Raw genomic sequence first — 18,164 nt, forward strand, 5'->3', positions numbered from 1 at the left:
TTATCACATGAAAATTCTCATCATTGAAGACGAAGCGGCTCTTGCTCAAAGTATTTCCGAATATCTGTCCGGAGAAAATTACCTCTGCGAATATGCCGATACATTCGGTGAAGCCATGAGTAAAATAGAAACATTCGACTACGACTGTATTTTACTGGACATTATGCTTCCGGACGGAAATGGTCTTACAATTTTGGAAGAATTAAAAAAACAGCAAAAACAGGACGGTGTAATTATTATTTCCGCCAAAAATGCTCTTGATGATAAAATTGAAGGACTGAAGCTGGGTGCAGACGATTATCTTACCAAGCCTTTTCACCTTTCTGAACTTATGGCAAGGGTATATTCTATTATCCGGAGAAAGCAGTTCAGTAGTTCCAATGTGGTGAAACAAAATGAACTTCAGATCGATTTATTAGCCAAAACAGTAGCGGTAAATGATGAAGTAATTTCCCTGACAAAGAAAGAATTTGATCTTTTAATTTATTTTATCGGTAACAAAAATAAAGTCATCTCTAAAAGTACCCTGGCAGAACATCTTTCCGGAGATTTTGCAGATATGCTAGATAATCATGATTTTGTATATGCTCATGTGAAAAACCTTAAGAAAAAGCTGTATGACGCCGGATGCGGGCATTATCTTAAAACAGTATACGGAACGGGGTATAAGTGGGAAAGCTAGAGTAATTATGAATGATGAATTATAAATTATGAGTGAAAAGAAAAATGTATTGAAAGATAAAAGTTTTAGTTTTGCAATAAGGATTATTAATCTTTATAAATATCTCTCAACTGCTAAGAATGAATATGTTCTGAGTAAACAACTATTAAGAAGCGGAACAGCAGTGGGAGCCTTAATAAGAGAATCGCAGAATGCAGAAAGTAAGGCAGATTTTATTCATAAACTCGCTATTGCCCAAAAAGAATGTGATGAATCTATTTATTGGATCGAGCTTTTATTTCATACCAATTATTTATCATCTACTGAATATGAAAGCATAAGCAATGAAGCCACTGAAATATTAAAAATAATCCGAAGCATCATCATTACAACAAAAAATAAAAACAGAAGTTAAAACTTTGCTGTTTTTCGAAGGAAAACAAGAATTCATAACTCATAATTTATAATTCATCATTATTGTGAAGCCTCTACTTACCAAAACTACCAAACCCTTTCTTATCTACGTACTTATTGTACTGATGATCAGTATTCCTGTGTATTATTTTGTGGTGGATACGATCTGGAAAAATGAGCTGGATGAGCACAATCAGATTATTGTAGAGAAAACAGCGTATGAATTCAACCAGTTGCAACTTTCGGAAGAAGCGCTCGATAAAAGCCTTGAATTATGGAATCACATCCAGCCAGAAACCAATATTGAAAGAATTTCTCCCAGTCAGGTAAAGCGGGACAGTGTTTATACTTATGAAAAGCATCTTCCTTTTATTTCGGAACAGAAAAAAGAGCGTTACAGATGTCTTGAAAAAGTAATTTACATTCATGGCAAACCTTATCTGTTTACCATACAGACCAATATTGAGGAATCTCATGAAACCATAGCCGTCATTGCCATGATTACCATCTTCTTTTTTGTGATGATTGTTGTCGGCCTTTTATATCTTAACAGAAAGCTTTCTTCATCTATCTGGAAACCATTCAGAAGTACATTGGATCAGCTGAAGACTTTTAATCTTAACAGTCAGAATACGATAGAATTTCCGGCTTCTGATACTACTGAATTTGAAGAACTCAATCAGTCTCTTTACAAGCTTATTGAACGCAATGTGTCTACTTATAAAACACAGAAAGAGTTCACTGAAAATGCTTCTCACGAATTACAGACTCCGCTTGCTATTATTAAAAACAAACTGGATCTTTTACTTCAGGATCAGAACCTCACCGAAAAACAATACAGCATCGCAGAAGATATGAACAGGGCGCTTACAAGAAGTTCCCGTATCAATAAAAACCTTTTGCTGCTTGCTAAAATTGAAAACAACCAGTTCGACAGTTCAGAAATCATTTCGTTTGATAATTTGCTTCATCAAAGTATTGATATTCTCGAAGAGCATTTTGAACAAAAAAATATTTCAGTTACAGAACATATTTCGACCGCAGTAGAGGTAAGCGGAAATAATATTCTAACCGAAATATTAATCAACAATCTTATTATCAATGCGATTCGCCATACATCTCCTGGAAGCAGCATTTCCATACAGCTTACCCATTCTGTTTTCGAAATTTCCAATTCCGGGACTGAAAAGCTGGACACGAATTTGTTATTCAAAAGATTCTCCAAGCTTTCAACGGATAACAGCGGAAGCGGGCTTGGCCTTTCTATTATACAGGAAATCTGCAGGTTTCATCATTGGACAATCAGTTACAGGTTTGAGAATCAACACCATGTTTTCTCTGTTAAATTATAATTAAAAAATCCCTGGTTCCGGCAATTCTAAATTTCTTCTAAATCGGTTTGCACCTTTGTAAATAAATACGATTAGAAGAATGAATAAAACAGCCCTGTTATTTTTTCCGACCTGCATAATGGTTTCTTCTCTTGTCTCTGCGCAGACAGCTTCTGTAACAGCCTCAGGAAGAATTATCGGTAAAGACAAGACAGCATTACCATATGCTCACATCATTTTAAAAAAAGAAAAAGACAGCACTTTTACAGCGGGAACAATTACCAATGAAGAAGGCAGGTTTTCTCTTACGGGGATAAAACCGGATCATTATCTTCTGGAAACCTCGCTCAATGGATACAATACACAAATACAACCTGTTTTTATAGGAAGCCTTTCAGAATTTCTGGAAATCCCTACAATTGAGCTGGTTCCACACCAGGAAACTGAAACCAAAATAGAAGCCATTACGATTACGGCTTCCAAAAAGAATGAAATAGACAGTCGTCTTGATAAGAAAACCTACTCTGTAGCAGATAATATCAGTCAAAGTGGTGGTTCCGTATTACAAAGCATGCAGAATCTTCCAGGAATTACCGTACAGGATAGCAAAGTGCAGCTTAGAGGAAATGATAAAGTAACAGTTCTGATTGATGGTAAACAGACCGCTCTTACAGGTTTTGGAAGCCAGACCGGACTGGATAATATTCCAGCTTCCGCGATTGATAAAATTGAGATCATCAACAATCCTTCCTCGAAATATGATGCCAATGGAAATGCCGGAATCATCAATATTATCATGAAAAAAAATAAGCAAAACGGATGGAACGGAAAAGTGGGGTTTACCACAGGCTTAGGTTCGCTTTGGGTAAGAAAGGAAAATCTTCCTACGATAAGACCGCAGTATACGCTTACTCCTAAAATTAATCCTTCATTATCTGTTAATTACAGGAAAAACAAAGTCAATATATTCTTACAGGCAGATAATCTTTATACGGAAACACTTAACAAGAATGAATTTGTAACACGTACTTATGATAACGGAACAGTGATCAATTCTCAGCTGAAAAGAAACAGAAATACCAATTTCTTCACCACCAAAGCCGGAATCGACTGGAATATTGATCCTCAAAATACCTTAACCATTTCAGGAATGTACGGAAGTGAGAAAATTATCGACAGGGGAGATCAGCTGTTTTTCAATGGGGATATGTCTCAGCGTCTGCGTCTTTGGCAGTTTCTGGAGGATGAACTGAAAACAACCGTAATGGGGACAGCTTCTTATCAGCACAAATTCAAAGAAGCCGGACATGTGCTGAATGTAGGATTTAATTATACTTTCCATAGAGAGGATGAAAAATATTTCTATGATAATTACCTGCCATCTTCTACCGGAACTGATGCTTTTAAGTTATTATCTGATGAGCAGGTGTATGATTTCAATGTAGATTATGTAAAACCTTTAAAATATGGACGAATTGAAACAGGAATTAAGCTGAGAAGCAGAAGTATTCCTACCAATATGAATTTTATTCCGGGAGCAAATTCTGTTTTGGATGTTTCTGCAGGTGGAAAGGCAGATTATAAAGAGTTTATCCCTGCTGTGTATGGAAATTATGTTTTTGAAAATGAAAAATGGGAAGCCGAATTGGGACTTAGACTTGAATATGTAAGAATTCAATATGATGTAAATCCTAACCATCCAACTTATAAAAGTGACGGATACAATTACACCCAGCCATTCCCGAATTTCAGACTTGCATACAAGCTTGATGACCGTAATAAATTTTCTGTTTTCTATAACAGAAGGGTAGACCGTCCCAATGAAGTAGATATCAGGATTTTCCCAAAATATGATGATGCAGAAATTATTAAGGTAGGAAACCCTGCATTACGCCCCCAGTTTACGAATTCCGTTGAACTTGGATATAAACGCAACTGGGATAGCGGATATTTATATTCTGCACTGTATCACCGCTTTGCCAATGGAACCATCACCAGAATTTCCAGTATTGTTCCGGACAGTACGCTTATTTATGCCATTTTCCAAAATGCAGGAAAAAGCTATAACACAGGGCTTGAAACAATATGGAATCAAAAAGTATCTGATATATACTCTCTGAATGTCAACGGAAATATATACCGTAATCAGATCAATGCATTTACCGTACAAAATCTGTATCCTCAGCCCAATACGTTCTCTGCAGACCGACAGACTGCTATCTCAGGGAATGTTAAGATGAATAACGTTTTCCGTTTCTCAAAAGGATTGGATTTACAGTTTACCCTTGTTTATCTGGCACCGGATATTATTCCGCAGGGAAGAATACAGTCAAGATTCTCAATGGATGCAGGGGTAAAAAAAGCTATTCAGAAAGGGAAGGGTGAACTCTTTTTAAATGCAACAGATTTACTCAATACAATGGTAATCAAGAAGTCTGTGCAAGGAAACGGATTTGCCTATACCAGCAATGATTACTATGAAACCCAGGTAGTTCGCTTGGGATACAGTTATAAATTTTAATACAGAATCGGATAATTTTAAATGTGATTTAGAATGAAAAAGCACTTTCAAAAAACACTGGTCTATATAATGATTTTGAGTTTAACATTAGGTAGAATTAATGCTCAGAATACCAATGATACAGTTAAAGTTCAAAAGCCCGCACAGGACAGTATGATCACGACAGAGCTTAAAAAAAGCACACTGAACTATAAAAGTCTGATCATTCCCACTGCATTCATTGCCTATGGAGTGGCAGGTCTTTCCATCAAGAATCTGAAACAGCTTAATGTATCCACAAAAGTTGAAATCAATGAGCATCAGCCAACACAGATAAAACTAGATAATTATACCCAATACGCTCCTGCAGTAATGGTATATGGGCTGAATGCAATGGGAATAAGGGGAAAACACAATCTGAGAGACCGTACCATCATTTATGCTTCCTCACAACTGATTGCCGCAGCCTTTACAATGCCTTTAAAATACCTGGTAAAAGAAGAAAGACCGGATAAATCAAATACCTTGTCTTTTCCTTCAGGGCATGCCGCCACAGCATTTTCTTCAGCACAGTTTATGTTCCGGGAATATAAAGACACTAATTTTTGGCTCAGCATCTCCGGATATCCGTTTGCGATTTTCACCGGAGTATACAGAATGCTGAATGATAAGCACTGGCTGGGTGACGTTGTGGCAGGAGCCGGATTCGGAATTCTTTCTACAGAGCTGGCCTACTGGCTGTTTCCAAAAATTGACAATTTATTACGTGGAAAAAATAAAACTAAAAGTTCGCTGTCTTCTACAATGGTAATGCCGTTCTATCAGAATAAAATTGTAGGAATAGGGCTGGTAAAAACCTTTTAATCTCAATTTCTTCATTATTAAAGCACTATTCATGATTGAATGGTGCTTTTTCTTTACACCACTTTGGCCTTACGGATTATTTTGGCTAATACATTTGGAAAGAATCTTTTGAGATAAACGGCCATTACTTCCTTACCGCCTATCGCTTTTTGTTTTCTCTGTTTTTCAATGGCATGAAGCATCTTTTTTGCGAAAATAGCTACAGGCATACCATTCTTTGTGGCATCATCCATTGTCCCCTGTAACGAGCCGTTTCCGGTAACAGCATTAATGGAAATATCAGTCTGTATAAAACCCGGACAAATGATCGTGATTTTAATATTCTGACTGAATAATTCTGCCCGCAATGCATCAAAAAAACCATGTAATGCATGTTTGGCGCCGGCATATCCGCTTCTCATAGGAGCACCGAATATTCCCATAAGACTTGATACAACAGCAATCTGCCCTCCTTTATTTCTGATCATATAGGGCACAACAGCTTTTGTAAGCGCAACAGTTCCGATATAATCAATATCTATCAGCTGTTTATCCACTTCAATATCCGTTTCCATCGCTAATGAACGTTGTGACAATCCTGCATTATTAATCAGAATATCAATCTTTCCGAACTGTTCTGATGCTTTTGCTGCTAGGCCAGGCATTTCCCTATAATTTTTAAGATCCAAAGGAATTACCGTGTACCGATCTGCACTCAAACCAGCATTTTCAGCTACCGAATGAAGCTGTTCTTCTTTTCGGGAGGAAAGAATCATTTTTGCATTGCTGCTTTTTGCTAACTCTTTTACCAAAGCCTCTCCAATGCCTGATGATGCTCCTGTGATCCAAATGACTTTATGATCAAAATAACTGCTCATATTCAATACATTATTAAATTTAAAGTCCGGCAATATATTTACCGGCTTTCATTCCTGAAAAGATACAGCCTCCTAAAAATGTTCCTTCTAAAGCTCTGTAGCCATGCATTCCGCCACCACCAAACCCTGCAGCTTCTCCAGCTGCATAAAGTCCTTCAATAATGCTGTCATCATCTCTTAATACCTGACTATTCAGATTGGTTTTTATTCCCCCCAACGTTTTGCGGGTTAAAATATTAAGACGTACAGCAATCAAAGGTCCGTTTTCAGGATCTAAAATCTTATGCGGAGCTGCAACACGTCCTAGTTTATCCCCTAAATAATTTCTGGTATTCCGGATATAATTAACCTGAGTATCTTTTGAATATTTATTGTCTAATTCTCTGTCTCTGGCTTCAATCTGAGATTTTATGTTTTCATACTTCAACAGGTTATTTCCTGCCAGTTCATTCATCCTTTTAATCAGATCTTCCAGATTATCGGATATGATAAAGTCTTTTCCATGTTCCTTAAAAGCTTCTACAGGACCGGGGGCTTTTTTACTGAAAATTCTTTTCAGAAAAAGAGAATAGTCTTTATTGGTAATATCCGGATTTTGCTCTGAACCCGAGAGGGCAAATTCTTTTTTGATAATTTTCTGTGTAAGGATAAACCAGGAATAAGAAAACCCTGTTTCCTGGATATACTGTAAAGTTCCCAACGTATCAAATCCCGGAAGGAAAGGAGCGGGGAGACGTTTACCTTTTGCATCAAACCATAGCGATGAAGGCCCCGGAAGTATCCGGATTCCGTGTTTTGGCCAGATTGGATTCCAGTTTTGCAGCCCTTCTGTATAATGCCACATTCTGTCCGGATTAATGATATGAGCTCCTGCATTTTCTGCAATATCAATCATTTTGCCATCTACGTAAGCAGGGACACCGCAAACCATATTTTCAGGTGCTTTCCCCAATCTTTCCGGCCAGTTTTTTCTTACCAGCTCATGATTGGCTCCAATTCCTCCGGAAGCAATGATGATATTTTGGGCTGCATATTCAAATGTTGAGATTACATTTCTGTTGGTCTCAGCACCTCTTTCCTTCGTATCATTTTCCAGAATATCTCCTTTAAGACCTTTTATCTTTCCGTTTTCTGTTATAATTTCAGTTACCCGATGTCTGAATTTCATCTGAAGGAGTCCTTTTTCCTGAGCTTTGTAAGCTTTTTCTACAAAAGGTTTTACAACTCCCGTACCTGTTCCCCAGCTGACATGAAAGCGAGGTACAGAATTCCCATGACCCGTTGCCGAACCATCTCCACGCTCTGCCCAGCCTACCATAAACATCAGCTTGATTCCCAGTTTGGAAATGTATTCGTATTTTTCACCAGCAGCGAATTTGAGATAAGCTTCGGCCCATTGACGGGGCCAATAGTCTTCCGGACGGTCAAAACCAGCTGTTCCTTTCCAGTCTTGCAATGCGAGTTCATAAGAATCTTTAATTCCCATTCTCCTTTGCTGGGGTGAGTTAATCAGAAATAATCCCCCGAATGACCAGAATGCCTGTCCGCCAATATTCTGTTCAGTTTCCTGATCCAAAAGCATTACTTTTTTTCCGGTATTGGTAATTTCCATGGCAGCAGTAAGTCCTGCCAGTCCGGTTCCGATGATGATTGCATCAGGCTGGAATCTTTCTTCCATTGTTAAAATGTTTATGATAATACTTACTATAAATGTATTAAATATTTACACTTCAGAGGGATAAAATAATTCAATACCAGTAAATTACTTAATCTAAAAGAAATTCATTCATCGATATGTATTGTTTATCTTTACTTTCAAAAGTATTAATTTATTAAAAAAGCAATGAATACAATCCATAAATATCAGGCATTTGCTGTTTCAAAAGACGGAACAAGGCAACCCATTGAAGCTGAATCAATCATCATACAGCTTGAAGAAGACATTGAAATTTCACTTGTTCCTCCTCATCCTGTTTTTCAGGGAAAACTAACCCTTGCTACAGGATCAGCCATTCAAGGAAGGGAAAATGAAAGAGATGGAGGAACTCAACTTATCATAGAACCCGGTGCCTCTAATGTGATTCATATTACTCCAAAAAGATTCTGATTTCTGTAAAATATCTTTAATAGAGCTGTTTCTCTATAGGCAGACTCTACAAAACATTTTTATCTTTGTGAAAAATAGAAGTATGAAGTATTTGTTTATCATTGCTTGCTTTGTCTGCTCGGTTTTCAGTCAGGCACAGCAAAAACAGGATCCATGGAAAGACAGCCAGCTGATGGATCCCGCGTTACTGGCTTCCAGAATTGAAAAGCATAAAGTAAAAGATCTTGTGATCATTTCGGTAGGCCCTGAAGCAATTATCAAAGGTTCTGTTGATATTGGACCAACGCATGAGCCTGAAAATCTGGAAAAACTGAGAACTTATCTTAAAGATGTTCCAAAGAACAGAGAGATTGTGATCTACTGCGGATGCTGTCCTTTTGTAAAATGTCCTAATATACGTCCTGCTTTTGCATTGCTGATGGAAATGGGTTTCAAAAATGCGAAACTTTTAAATCTTCCGAAAAATATTAAAACAGACTGGTTAGATAAAAACTATCCTACAAATGACTAATATGAAGACCGGTTTTACCATACTATTTTTAATACTGTTTTCAGGATATATTACAGCACAAAACAAAATAGAAATAGGGAAAAAAGCGCCTGAAATTATCATGACTAAAGCAGATGGAGCCTCATTTTCGCTTTCATCATTGAAAGGAAAACTGGTTCTGATTGATTTCTGGGCAACGTGGTGTGCTCCATGTGTAGAGGAACAGCCTCAATTGAAAACAATGTATGATACCTATTCAGAGCAGGTAAAAAATAATCAGTTTGAAATATTGGGCGTTTCTTTAGACAAAAATAAAGAAAGCTGGCAGAAAGCAATTGACAGATTTCATATCAACTGGATACAGATCAGTGATTTAAAATTCTGGAAAAGCCCTGTAGCCAAACTTTATGAAGTTGATGAACTACCTTTTAACGTCATTATTGACGGGCAGGGAACTATTTTAGCTAAAAATCTTCATGGTAAAGAGCTGGAAGAATTGATAAAGGAAAAACTGACTCAAAAGTAGAACAGAATTTCTCAATACAATGTAAAAAGAGTGGTAAATTGTTTTACCACTCTTTTTGGTTGAAAAAGATAGAAGCATTTGTGTATTAGAATCGTGTCATAATAATTTAATATTATTTTGTAGATACAGATTAATGATTATGAGGGAATCAATCATCGTATCCGATCTTAATGTAAATATAATAAATTATCTTTATTAAATCACTAAATATTGAAATATATTAAATATTTAATTTCTTATTAAAATTCAGTTCAAGAATAAAACCTAATACTGAAACTTTTATCCCTGCTTCCAAGTTGTTGATATACAAAATACTGAGTACTTGTTTTTGTCTTCTAATTTTGTTGGCATGATAAAGAACTTTTACCTTCGATTGGCCCTTTCAGTAATATTACTAATGCATAGTGTGATTTCTATTTTCAGTGGAGATGTGAACAATTTTGGGAATATTTACCTGAACAGTTTAGGATTCAGTCCTATTGGGATTTATGTAGCGTGGGCCGTAAAACTGACTCATCTTTTCTCAATACCATTACTGTGGATTGACAGATGTATCAAACCAGTAGCATTTTGTAATATTCTCATTTTTGCTTTTGGAATTTATTACGTTCACTGGCAGAATGGATGGTTTGTGGTAGGAGGCGGCACCAACGGAATTGAGTACAATGTTTTGCTGATTTTCAGTTTTTTTAATCTTATGTATCCTGAAGTATATTTAAAGTTTAAGAATAAAAAGAATACTTAGATCTCCAACAATGATCTCCTTTACCAATCTTTATTATTTAACATGAATCAAAACGAGTAGTTTGTAGATCATTGTGTTCATTTGCTAGACTTATATTTCTATATTTGACTGAGTAACCGGTACTTTGTACTATTAAATCATTATAAGCTTGAAACGAAACAGCAGATCTAAGTTACGGGTTCATTTGCTTTTTTGGATATTGTATTATATTCTGGAAGTTTACCTTGACTTTTACTGGTCGCGGTATCAGTTTCCTGATTTTAAATGGCAAATAAGACTTCAGAATACGCTTATGTTGGAGCTTGGTTATCTTTTGATCAAAATGCCTCTTGCTTATGCATTACTGTATGTGTACGAAAAGATTCATAGTAAAGAGATTTTCAAATACCTTTTCTATATTCTTATTGCAATAACTGCTGTTTTGGGACATCGTTTTTTCACTCACTTTATCATTTATCCTTACATTTATGGGGTTACAGAAACTTTGGATGGAAAACAGGTTTCCGGATTTATGAATGGCTATGTAGCTTTCAATTCTTTTATGGATCTTATTTTTATGGTAGGACTGATCTTCGGAGTTGAAATTACACGGCAAAAAAATGTTCTAAAAGAGCAGATGTCTCAGTTAAAATCAGAGAAGCTGGATCAGGAACTTACCATGTTAAAAGCTCAGATCAATCCTCACTTTCTTTTCAATACCCTCAATAATATCTATGGAATGGCTCTGAAAAAAGCGGATGAGACACCAGATGTTATTCTACAGCTTTCTAAAGTCATGAGATATAATATCTATGAGGCGGCAGAAAAAACCATTTCTATAGCAAAGGATATTGAAAACATCAGGGATTACATCCAGATCCAGAAAATCCGCCACCATGATCTAACCTTAAATTTCACGGAAAATATGGATGATCCTTCTCAGGAAATTTCTCCTATGATATTGATACAGTTTGTAGAAAATGCTTTCAAGCATGGAGCTTCAGAAAGTTTGGGAAATACATTCATTACTATTGATATTCAGTTAAAGAAAGGAATTCTCACTTATTCTATAGAAAATTCCAAGGAAGAAAAACCTCATGCACATTCCACAAAGATAGGACTGAAAAATATCCGTAGACAGCTTGAACTGCTTTATCCTCAACATATACTTTCTATAGAGGATAAAGTCGACCGTTATATTGTAACATTAACCATAGATTTCCATGACACACGAACCCTCTAAAAAATACAACTGCATTATTGTAGAAGACGAGCCCATTGCCTCGGAAATTCTGGAAAATTTCATCTCCAGAGATCCGGAGCTGAATCTTGTAGGAAAATGTGCGGATGCAGTATATGCCAGCAGCCTTTTAAGCATACATGATGTAGATCTGATGTTTCTGGATCTTCATCTTCCGGTAGTAAAAGGTTTTGATTTTCTCAGGAAAGTAAAAAATCCTCCGTTTGTCATTGTTACCACAGCCTATCATCAATATGCAGTAGAAGGCTATGAACTTGATATTACGGATTATCTGATGAAGCCTATTCCATATGAGCGTTTTCAGGCGGCTATTGGCAAATTTAAACATCTGATAATGGCAGAAGATGCTTTGCTGGAAGTATCTGAACGTGATTTTATTTTCATCAATAGTGGTAAAAAGCAGATTAAGATTATCCTGCAGGATGTTTTATATATCGAAAGTTTAAGAGAATACATCAATATTCATATGAAAACAGGGACTTTCACTTTTAAAATGCCTATCAGCAAGATAGAAGAGGCTTTAAACCCTAAAATATTTACCCGCATTCATAAATCCTATATTATATCCCGATCAAAAATAGAAGAAAAGTCTGCGAATATCATTCAGATCAATGGGAAAAAACTTCCTGTGGGAAGAACTTATAAGCCGTTGATGGAGCTTTAGGGGAGAAAAGTGAAATCATGCTTTAGACCACCCCGTCAAAAATTCTTTGAATTTTTGCCACCCCTGCAAGGGAGGGGAATTTTAAGTCCTTCGATTCAATGGGTGGCAAATATAAATGAAGATAGTCTATTATTTGAATGTTGAATAATGTTTTGGCTTAATGATGAGTGATCATCTTAAGCCAATTTTTTATTAGAATAGCTTAAGACCAACGATTCCTACAACAATTAGCAATGCAGAAAGTAATTTTAAAATACTGGCTGAATCCTGAAAAAACAGAATCCCTACCAATAAAGTTCCTACTGCACCAATTCCTGTCCAGACTGCATATGCCGTTCCGATAGGGATGCTTTTCTGGGCATACCAAAGAAATCCTCCGCTTATCGTCATACATAAGATAGAGAACATGATCCAGCTCCATTTATTATTTTCCGGCTGTTGAGAGAGTTTAAGCCCCAAAGGCCATCCGATTTCAAAAATTCCTGCGATAATTAATGCAATCCAGTTCATACTATTTGTTTTAATGATGTCTTAAAATGGGTTCTTTACTATAGAATATCACATCATAATTACTGTCACAAAATTACCGTTATCAATTCATATTGAATACCATAAAGTAGGTGACACCGCAAAAACTGGAGATAAAACGTCTTTTAAAGAAGATGAAACGTACCGTATTTTTAAATAAAATTTATCTTTGAATCCTACAAATATTGATACCTTTAAGCTGTAAATTAATCTTTTATACAGACCAATCTAATGCTTACAGATATTATTTCAAATCATCTCGATGTTATTTTTTGCGGAATCAACCCTGGTTTAAAATCATCCAATGATGGCCATCATTTTTCCGGAAGGAGTAACCGTTTTTGGAAAGTATTGCATCAATCAGGGTTTACACCGTATGAAATAGAAGCAGCCAATGATACTTCTCTTCTGGATTTCGGATATGGACTGACGACTGCCGTAGCAAGAGCAACTTCGCGTGCAGATGAGCTTTCTAAGGAAGAATTTGATGAATCTCTTGAAAGTTTCAAATTAAAAATAACAAACTATCAACCGAAATATATTGCTTTTCTTGGTAAAGCAGCTTATAAGGCTTTTTCTAAAAAGAAAGAAATTCTGTGGGGAGCACAGCCTGAGGATTTCTGTGGATCAAAAGTATGGGTTTTACCCAATACCAGTGGTTTGAACCGTGGTTTTTCTCTTGACAGCCTGGTTATTCATTATAAAGAATTTTATAATTCCGTTCATGAATCCTGATATTTATACTTTATTGGGCTTGCTCACATATTTGTTTCCTTTTACAAAGAAACGCCATGGTAAAAGTGCATCTTCCTGTGCATAAGCAACACCTATACGAGGTCCTGTAATGATTTCGTCCGGAGTATATGAAATACCATGATCCTCAATCCATATTTCATTTTGCGTTAAATCTTTTTTGTTGAATGACCGATCAATCCCCAATGCTTTGGATGCTGATCCCGGACCTGCAGAAATGGCTGGTTTAGAAGCCGGCATATTTCTCCTTCGCTCCATGATTTCTTTACCTATCAAAGGTTCTACAGCTCTCACCAGAACAGCATGAGGATCATCTTCCACAGAAGTTACTACATTGAAAAGATGGTGAATTCCATAACATAAATATACATAAGAAATTCCGCCCTGGCTGTATAATGTTTCTGTGCGGTCAGTTCGTCTTCCTCCATACGCATGGGAAGCTTTATCCTTAACTCCAAAATAGGCTTCTGTTTCTACTATGATTCCGGCTGTTGTTTCCCCATTGAGTTCTGTAAAAAGTACTTTTCCCAAAAGATCCTGAGCCAGAAAAAGAACTTCCTGATTGGAGTAATAGGAGCGTGGTAGTTTCATGAATGATTTTAGAAATTATTCATTCAAATTTAGGGATAATCTTGTAAAAATAGAAGAGCTATAGGATTAAGTAAAAAAAGATACCACAAAAAGTCACATTTCATAAAATAGTGATTAATTTGGCACATCCATTGTTTCTTATTATTTAACATCATTTTACACCACTATAAAAATTTATAGGTTTTGACACTTATTTTTCCCTGGAGCAATCCGGGGAATTTTTGTTTAATCCTACAACAAAAAAGTCCCACATCGCTGTGAGACTTTCATTATTTATCTTGCTCCCGGAGGGCAGTGTTCTTTCAGATATTTTGTAAACATGGTCGTCAAATGCAGAGATGTTCCTTCTCCTTCATTAATAGCGTGGGTACGGTTAGGATAAGACATCAGCTGAAACTGTTTGTTGTATTTTACCAGTTCATTGATGTATACTTCAGTATTCTGATAATGTACATTGTCATCACCTGTTCCGTGAACTAACAGAAGGTTTCCTTTTAAGTTTTTAGCATAAGATAATGGTGAACCCTTAACAAAATCTTCTCTGTTTTCCTGCGGAAGTCCCATATAACGTTCCTGATAGATATTGTCGTAGAACAACTGATTAGCAACCGGAGCAATTGCAATACCCGTTTGGTAAATATCAGGATATTGTCCCAAAAGGTTCAGGGTAGAAGAACCTCCACCGCTCCAGCCCCATACGGCAACTCTCGAAGTATCCACATAAGGCCATTTTGCGAATAAGGCTTTGGCTCCCATTGCCTGATCACGGATATTCATCTGGCCTATCTTTCTATAGACAGATTTTCTCCACTCGCGGCCTCTTGGAGCGGGTGTTCCACGGTTTTCAAGAGAAACATATAAATAGCCGTCTTCCGCCATATCTCCGGCATATAACCAATTCCAACCGGTATAAAATTCGTCTGTTACCGTTTGCATAGCAGGCTCTCCATAGACTGTAAAAACGATAGGATATTTTTTATTGGGATCAAAATTTTTAGGCTTCACTACCCAGCCATCCAATGTAACACCATCCTGTGTCGTAATTTGAAAAAATTCAGTTTTAGACTTAGAAGGATCAGCTTTTGCAGATCTTTTGGCAGCTACAAGCTCTTTATGCTCCGGAAGTGATACCACTGCATCTGCGGAAAATGCATTGATACTGTTATTGGTAAACATAGCAATTTTTCCATTAGGAGAAATGGTATATTCGTTGGATCCTTTATAGGCTTCAGGGGTCACTTTTTGAGCATTTCCTCCTTTCATGCTTACTTTATACAGGTATTTCTGAGTGGCGTTATTTGGAGAAGCTAAGAAGTAAATCTGTTTGTTCTGAACATCAAAAAACTCAGGCTTAATCACATCGAAGGCATCTTTCGTAATCAATGTTTCTTTACCGTTCATATCTATTTTATAAATATGTCTCCATCCGTCTTTCTCAGAAAGCCATAAGAATTCTTTTCCATTGTCAATCCAGTCCCAACCCTTTGGATCGTTATCATTCCAGCGGGATTTGATATCAATCCATGCAGCATCGGTTTCCGTATGAATGGTTTTACTGCTTCCGGAATTGGCATCTGCCAGAATAATTTTGCTCTGATTCTGTTTTCTGTTCAATTGCTGCAGAATAATAGATTTGGAATCCAGTACCCATTCCATTCTTGGAATATAGTGTTGCATTTCATCACCTGCAATTTCAGCTTTCTTTGAAGATTTGGAAGCAAGATCATAAAACCAGATACTGCATCCCGAAGGGTTTTCGCCCACCTTTGGATATTCTACCGGAATGGTAAATGAATACAGGCTGTCGGTATTATTGATCATCAGGAAGTTTTTCGTTCCTCGTGCGTCCAGTTTCCAGTAAGCGATTTTATTCCCATCAGGAGACCATCTGAAGCCGTCCTGAGTTCCAAATTCTTCTTCATATACCCAGTCAAAAGTACCATTGATCATTCCATCCGTTCCATCTGTAGTAATTTTGGTAAGCTGATTGTTGGAAAGATCTTCAACATAAATATTATGCTTGGACACGTAAGCTACTTTTTTACCGTCCGGTGAATATTTTGCAAACATCAGTGATGAAGATGGTAAGCCTTTCCCAAGTTGGGTAAGTTTTTTAGTGTTTTTATCAAAAATCCAATAATCTCCGCGGGTATTATCTCTCCATACTTTTTTGGTATTGGCAAAAAGCAATAAACTTTTATCATCAGGGGATACCTGAAAACTCTGTACCTGAAGTGCTTCAGAACTTCCTGCAGGAACCAGCTCACTGCTGTTTAAAAGCGTCTGGTCTTTTCCGGGATGCAGTACATCCACAATTTCAACTCCTTTTTTAGTAAATGAATAATACGCATTGCCATCTGGTGTCCATTGTGTTTTTTGTGCTGCAAAAGGCGATAGACACAGAAAGTACAATGCAATGACTGTTAGTTTTTTTATGTTCTTCATAGATATTATTGGGATTAAGCTAAATGCTCAGTTCTGTAATTTTCAATGTCTTCAACGGTTTTAATCAATCCGTTACCCAGAAGCCTGTAGCTGTCGTCTGTAATCAGGAAGTCGTCTTCAACACGAATTCCTCCGAAGTTTCGGTATTCATTTACTTTATCATAATTAATAAAGTCTGCATTTTTATTTTCGGCCTGCCACATGTCAATGAGTTCCGGAATCATATAGATACCTGGCTCAACCGTTACTACAAATCCGGATTCCAAAGCTTTTCCTAAACGTAAAGATTTCAATCCAAATGTTTTGGTATCTTTTGGTTCTGCTTCAGTGTAACCAATATATTGCTCACCAAGATCTTCCATATCGTGTACATCAAGCCCCATCATATGCCCCAGTCCGCATTGGAAAAACAGGGTATGGGCATGGTTTTTTACAGCGTCTTCAGGACTTCCTTTCATCAGTCCAAGATCAATAAGTCCTTCTACCAGATGCTGTGCAGCCTTCAAGTGGATATCTTTAAATAGGATTCCCGGCTTCAAAAGCTGTTGGGCATTATTAAAAGCATTCAGAACCACTTCATACATTTCTTTTTGCTTTGTCGTAAAAGTCTTGCTCACAGGAAAGGTTCTGGTAAGATCCCCTGCATATCCCATCGCTGTTTCCGCTCCGGAATCATTCAGAAACAAATCTCCCTCTTTCATCGTATTAAGACGGTAATGATTATGAAGAATTCCCCCATTTATCGTTACGATTGGAGGGTAAGACATCTGGCATTCTTTATTACCTGCAAGATGCTGGATGGCATTGGCAATTTCATATTCTTTCATTCCCGGTTTCGCTGCAAGCATTGCCAACAGATGCATTTCATTGGATACATTTACTGCCTGTTCTATCTGAACAATTTCCTGAGATTCTTTAATGGAACGTTGCTTTACAATTGCTTTGATCATTTCTACAGAAGGTTGTAATTCAGCAATTTTAATCCCAAGAAGATCCGCCAGCAAAATTTTATTGAAAGGCTGATACGGAGGAAGATAATGCACTTTTCTTTTTGAAGTCAGTGCTTTTAGAATATATTGAGAAAGTTCCGTATAAGGACGTGTTTCCTGTACACCGGATTTCAGGCTTTTTTCTTTCAGGGTTTCCTGTCTGCCCATCCATACGATATCATCTATACTTAATTCATCTCCGAAAATAATGGTCTTATTCTCATCAATATCAATAATGGCCGCAATATGGGGTTCCTGGATTCCGAAATAGTATAAATAGGTACTGTCCTGACGGAAATAATAGGGGTTGTGCTCAAAGTTCACAGGGTTTTCGATATTTCCCAGAAACAATAAAATTCCGCTTTCTAAATTGGCTTGCAATACGGCTCTTCTATCCTGGTAGGTGGTTGCTGAAAACATATTATGAGTAGTTTTTTATTTAGAGGTTTAATGTACGAT

18 protein-coding genes are annotated in these 18,164 nt (G+C 36.9%); 12 read left to right on the top strand and 6 right to left on the bottom strand.

The window, feature by feature from the left end; all coding sequences use genetic code 11:
- Positions 1-7: 7 nt before the first annotated feature.
- The 5 genes from LKL37_RS06160 to LKL37_RS06180 all read left to right on the top strand — a co-directional run bounded on the left by LKL37_RS06160 (position 8) and on the right by LKL37_RS06180 (position 5,770).
- The gene (locus LKL37_RS06160) at positions 8-682 is read left to right on the top strand and encodes a response regulator transcription factor (protein WP_431609695.1); all 675 of its coding nucleotides are present in this window, start codon (positions 8-10) and stop codon (positions 680-682) included.
- A gap of 28 nt (positions 683-710) precedes the next feature.
- Positions 711-1,076 carry a four helix bundle protein gene (locus LKL37_RS06165; RefSeq protein WP_431609696.1) on the top strand — a complete coding sequence of 122 codons (366 nt, stop codon included), beginning with the start codon at positions 711-713 and terminating at the stop codon, positions 1,074-1,076.
- 64 nt (positions 1,077-1,140) lie between these two features.
- Positions 1,141-2,427: a sensor histidine kinase gene (locus LKL37_RS06170; protein ID WP_431609697.1), complete on the top strand. Its 1,287-nt coding sequence runs from the start codon at positions 1,141-1,143 to the stop codon at positions 2,425-2,427.
- Between the two features lie 79 nt (positions 2,428-2,506).
- Positions 2,507-4,927 carry a TonB-dependent receptor domain-containing protein gene (locus LKL37_RS06175; RefSeq protein ID WP_431609698.1) on the top strand — a complete coding sequence of 807 codons (2,421 nt, stop codon included), beginning with the start codon at positions 2,507-2,509 and terminating at the stop codon, positions 4,925-4,927.
- A 33-nt stretch (positions 4,928-4,960) separates the two neighbouring features.
- Entirely contained in the window at positions 4,961-5,770 is an 810-nt protein-coding gene (locus tag LKL37_RS06180) for a phosphatase PAP2 family protein (RefSeq protein ID WP_431609699.1), read from the top strand.
- 53 nt (positions 5,771-5,823) lie between these two features.
- On the opposite strand, the gene LKL37_RS06185 is transcribed toward LKL37_RS06180, so the two are convergent.
- Together LKL37_RS06185 and LKL37_RS06190 are read right to left on the bottom strand one after the other, a co-directional pair.
- Positions 5,824-6,627: an SDR family oxidoreductase gene (locus LKL37_RS06185; RefSeq protein WP_431609700.1), complete on the bottom strand. Its 804-nt coding sequence runs from the start codon at positions 6,625-6,627 to the stop codon at positions 5,824-5,826.
- A gap of 19 nt (positions 6,628-6,646) precedes the next feature.
- Positions 6,647-8,305: an FAD-binding dehydrogenase gene (locus LKL37_RS06190; RefSeq protein ID WP_431609701.1), complete on the bottom strand. Its 1,659-nt coding sequence runs from the start codon at positions 8,303-8,305 to the stop codon at positions 6,647-6,649.
- A 165-nt stretch (positions 8,306-8,470) separates the two neighbouring features.
- Between LKL37_RS06190 and LKL37_RS06195 the strand changes: the two genes are divergently transcribed.
- The 6 genes from LKL37_RS06195 (at position 8,471) to LKL37_RS06220 (ending at position 12,399) form a co-directional block, all read left to right on the top strand.
- Positions 8,471-8,734, top strand: a complete 264-nt coding sequence (locus LKL37_RS06195) for a hypothetical protein (RefSeq protein ID WP_431609702.1) — start codon at positions 8,471-8,473, stop codon at positions 8,732-8,734.
- 82 nt (positions 8,735-8,816) lie between these two features.
- Entirely contained in the window at positions 8,817-9,245 is a 429-nt protein-coding gene (locus tag LKL37_RS06200) for a rhodanese-like domain-containing protein (protein ID WP_431609703.1), read from the top strand.
- Positions 9,238-9,750, top strand: coding sequence for a TlpA family protein disulfide reductase (locus LKL37_RS06205; RefSeq protein ID WP_431609704.1), 513 nt, complete (start codon positions 9,238-9,240; stop codon positions 9,748-9,750). Before LKL37_RS06200 ends, LKL37_RS06205 begins: the two co-directional genes overlap by 8 nt.
- A 349-nt stretch (positions 9,751-10,099) precedes the next feature.
- The gene (locus tag LKL37_RS06210) at positions 10,100-10,495 is read left to right on the top strand and encodes a DoxX family protein (protein WP_105702715.1); all 396 of its coding nucleotides are present in this window, start codon (positions 10,100-10,102) and stop codon (positions 10,493-10,495) included.
- Between the two features lie 148 nt (positions 10,496-10,643).
- A complete protein-coding gene (locus LKL37_RS06215; protein WP_431609705.1) occupies positions 10,644-11,717 on the top strand; it encodes a sensor histidine kinase in 1,074 nt (357 codons plus the stop codon).
- Positions 11,698-12,399, top strand: a complete 702-nt coding sequence (locus LKL37_RS06220) for a LytR/AlgR family response regulator transcription factor (RefSeq protein WP_431609706.1) — start codon at positions 11,698-11,700, stop codon at positions 12,397-12,399. The genes LKL37_RS06215 and LKL37_RS06220 overlap by 20 nt, the downstream gene beginning before the upstream one ends.
- A gap of 192 nt (positions 12,400-12,591) precedes the next feature.
- On the opposite strand, the gene LKL37_RS06225 is transcribed toward LKL37_RS06220, so the two are convergent.
- The gene (locus LKL37_RS06225; protein ID WP_431609707.1) at positions 12,592-12,909 is read right to left on the bottom strand and encodes a DMT family transporter; all 318 of its coding nucleotides are present in this window, start codon (positions 12,907-12,909) and stop codon (positions 12,592-12,594) included.
- 249 nt (positions 12,910-13,158) lie between these two features.
- Here LKL37_RS06225 and mug point away from each other — a divergent pair, with 249 nt between their 5' ends.
- Positions 13,159-13,662: a G/U mismatch-specific DNA glycosylase gene (gene mug, locus LKL37_RS06230; protein WP_431609708.1), complete on the top strand. Its 504-nt coding sequence runs from the start codon at positions 13,159-13,161 to the stop codon at positions 13,660-13,662.
- 3 nt (positions 13,663-13,665) lie between these two features.
- Here mug and LKL37_RS06235 read toward each other — a convergent pair whose 3' ends face one another.
- The 3 genes from LKL37_RS06235 to LKL37_RS06245 form a co-directional block, all read right to left on the bottom strand.
- Positions 13,666-14,271, bottom strand: coding sequence for a DNA-3-methyladenine glycosylase (locus tag LKL37_RS06235; protein ID WP_431609709.1), 606 nt, complete (start codon positions 14,269-14,271; stop codon positions 13,666-13,668).
- 273 nt (positions 14,272-14,544) lie between these two features.
- Complete coding sequence (locus LKL37_RS06240) at positions 14,545-16,716, bottom strand: S9 family peptidase (RefSeq protein ID WP_431609710.1); 2,172 nt, start codon at positions 16,714-16,716, stop codon at positions 14,545-14,547.
- Positions 16,717-16,730: 14 nt separating this feature from the next.
- A complete protein-coding gene (locus LKL37_RS06245; protein ID WP_431609711.1) occupies positions 16,731-18,125 on the bottom strand; it encodes an aminopeptidase P family protein in 1,395 nt (464 codons plus the stop codon).
- Between the last annotated feature and the right edge of the window lie 39 nt (positions 18,126-18,164).

Source organism: Chryseobacterium sp. 'Rf worker isolate 10', from assembly GCF_050753305.1.
GTDB lineage: Bacteria > Bacteroidota > Bacteroidia > Flavobacteriales > Weeksellaceae > Chryseobacterium.

Coding starts and splice junctions, on each gene's coding strand:
- LKL37_RS06160 (WP_431609695.1), top strand. CDS start 8: ATGAAAATTCTCATCATTGAAGACGAAGCGGCTCTTGCTCAAAGTATT.
- LKL37_RS06165 (WP_431609696.1), top strand. CDS start 711: ATGAGTGAAAAGAAAAATGTATTGAAAGATAAAAGTTTTAGTTTTGCA.
- LKL37_RS06175 (WP_431609698.1), top strand. CDS start 2,507: ATGAATAAAACAGCCCTGTTATTTTTTCCGACCTGCATAATGGTTTCT.
- LKL37_RS06180 (WP_431609699.1), top strand. CDS start 4,961: ATGAAAAAGCACTTTCAAAAAACACTGGTCTATATAATGATTTTGAGT.
- LKL37_RS06185 (WP_431609700.1), bottom strand. CDS start 6,627: ATGAGCAGTTATTTTGATCATAAAGTCATTTGGATCACAGGAGCATCA.
- LKL37_RS06190 (WP_431609701.1), bottom strand. CDS start 8,305: ATGGAAGAAAGATTCCAGCCTGATGCAATCATCATCGGAACCGGACTG.
- LKL37_RS06195 (WP_431609702.1), top strand. CDS start 8,471: ATGAATACAATCCATAAATATCAGGCATTTGCTGTTTCAAAAGACGGA.
- LKL37_RS06200 (WP_431609703.1), top strand. CDS start 8,817: ATGAAGTATTTGTTTATCATTGCTTGCTTTGTCTGCTCGGTTTTCAGT.
- LKL37_RS06205 (WP_431609704.1), top strand. CDS start 9,238: ATGACTAATATGAAGACCGGTTTTACCATACTATTTTTAATACTGTTT.
- LKL37_RS06210 (WP_105702715.1), top strand. CDS start 10,100: ATGATAAAGAACTTTTACCTTCGATTGGCCCTTTCAGTAATATTACTA.
- LKL37_RS06220 (WP_431609706.1), top strand. CDS start 11,698: ATGACACACGAACCCTCTAAAAAATACAACTGCATTATTGTAGAAGAC.
- LKL37_RS06225 (WP_431609707.1), bottom strand. CDS start 12,909: ATGAACTGGATTGCATTAATTATCGCAGGAATTTTTGAAATCGGATGG.
- mug (WP_431609708.1), top strand. CDS start 13,159: ATGCTTACAGATATTATTTCAAATCATCTCGATGTTATTTTTTGCGGA.
- LKL37_RS06235 (WP_431609709.1), bottom strand. CDS start 14,271: ATGAAACTACCACGCTCCTATTACTCCAATCAGGAAGTTCTTTTTCTG.
- LKL37_RS06240 (WP_431609710.1), bottom strand. CDS start 16,716: ATGAAGAACATAAAAAAACTAACAGTCATTGCATTGTACTTTCTGTGT.
- LKL37_RS06245 (WP_431609711.1), bottom strand. CDS start 18,125: ATGTTTTCAGCAACCACCTACCAGGATAGAAGAGCCGTATTGCAAGCC.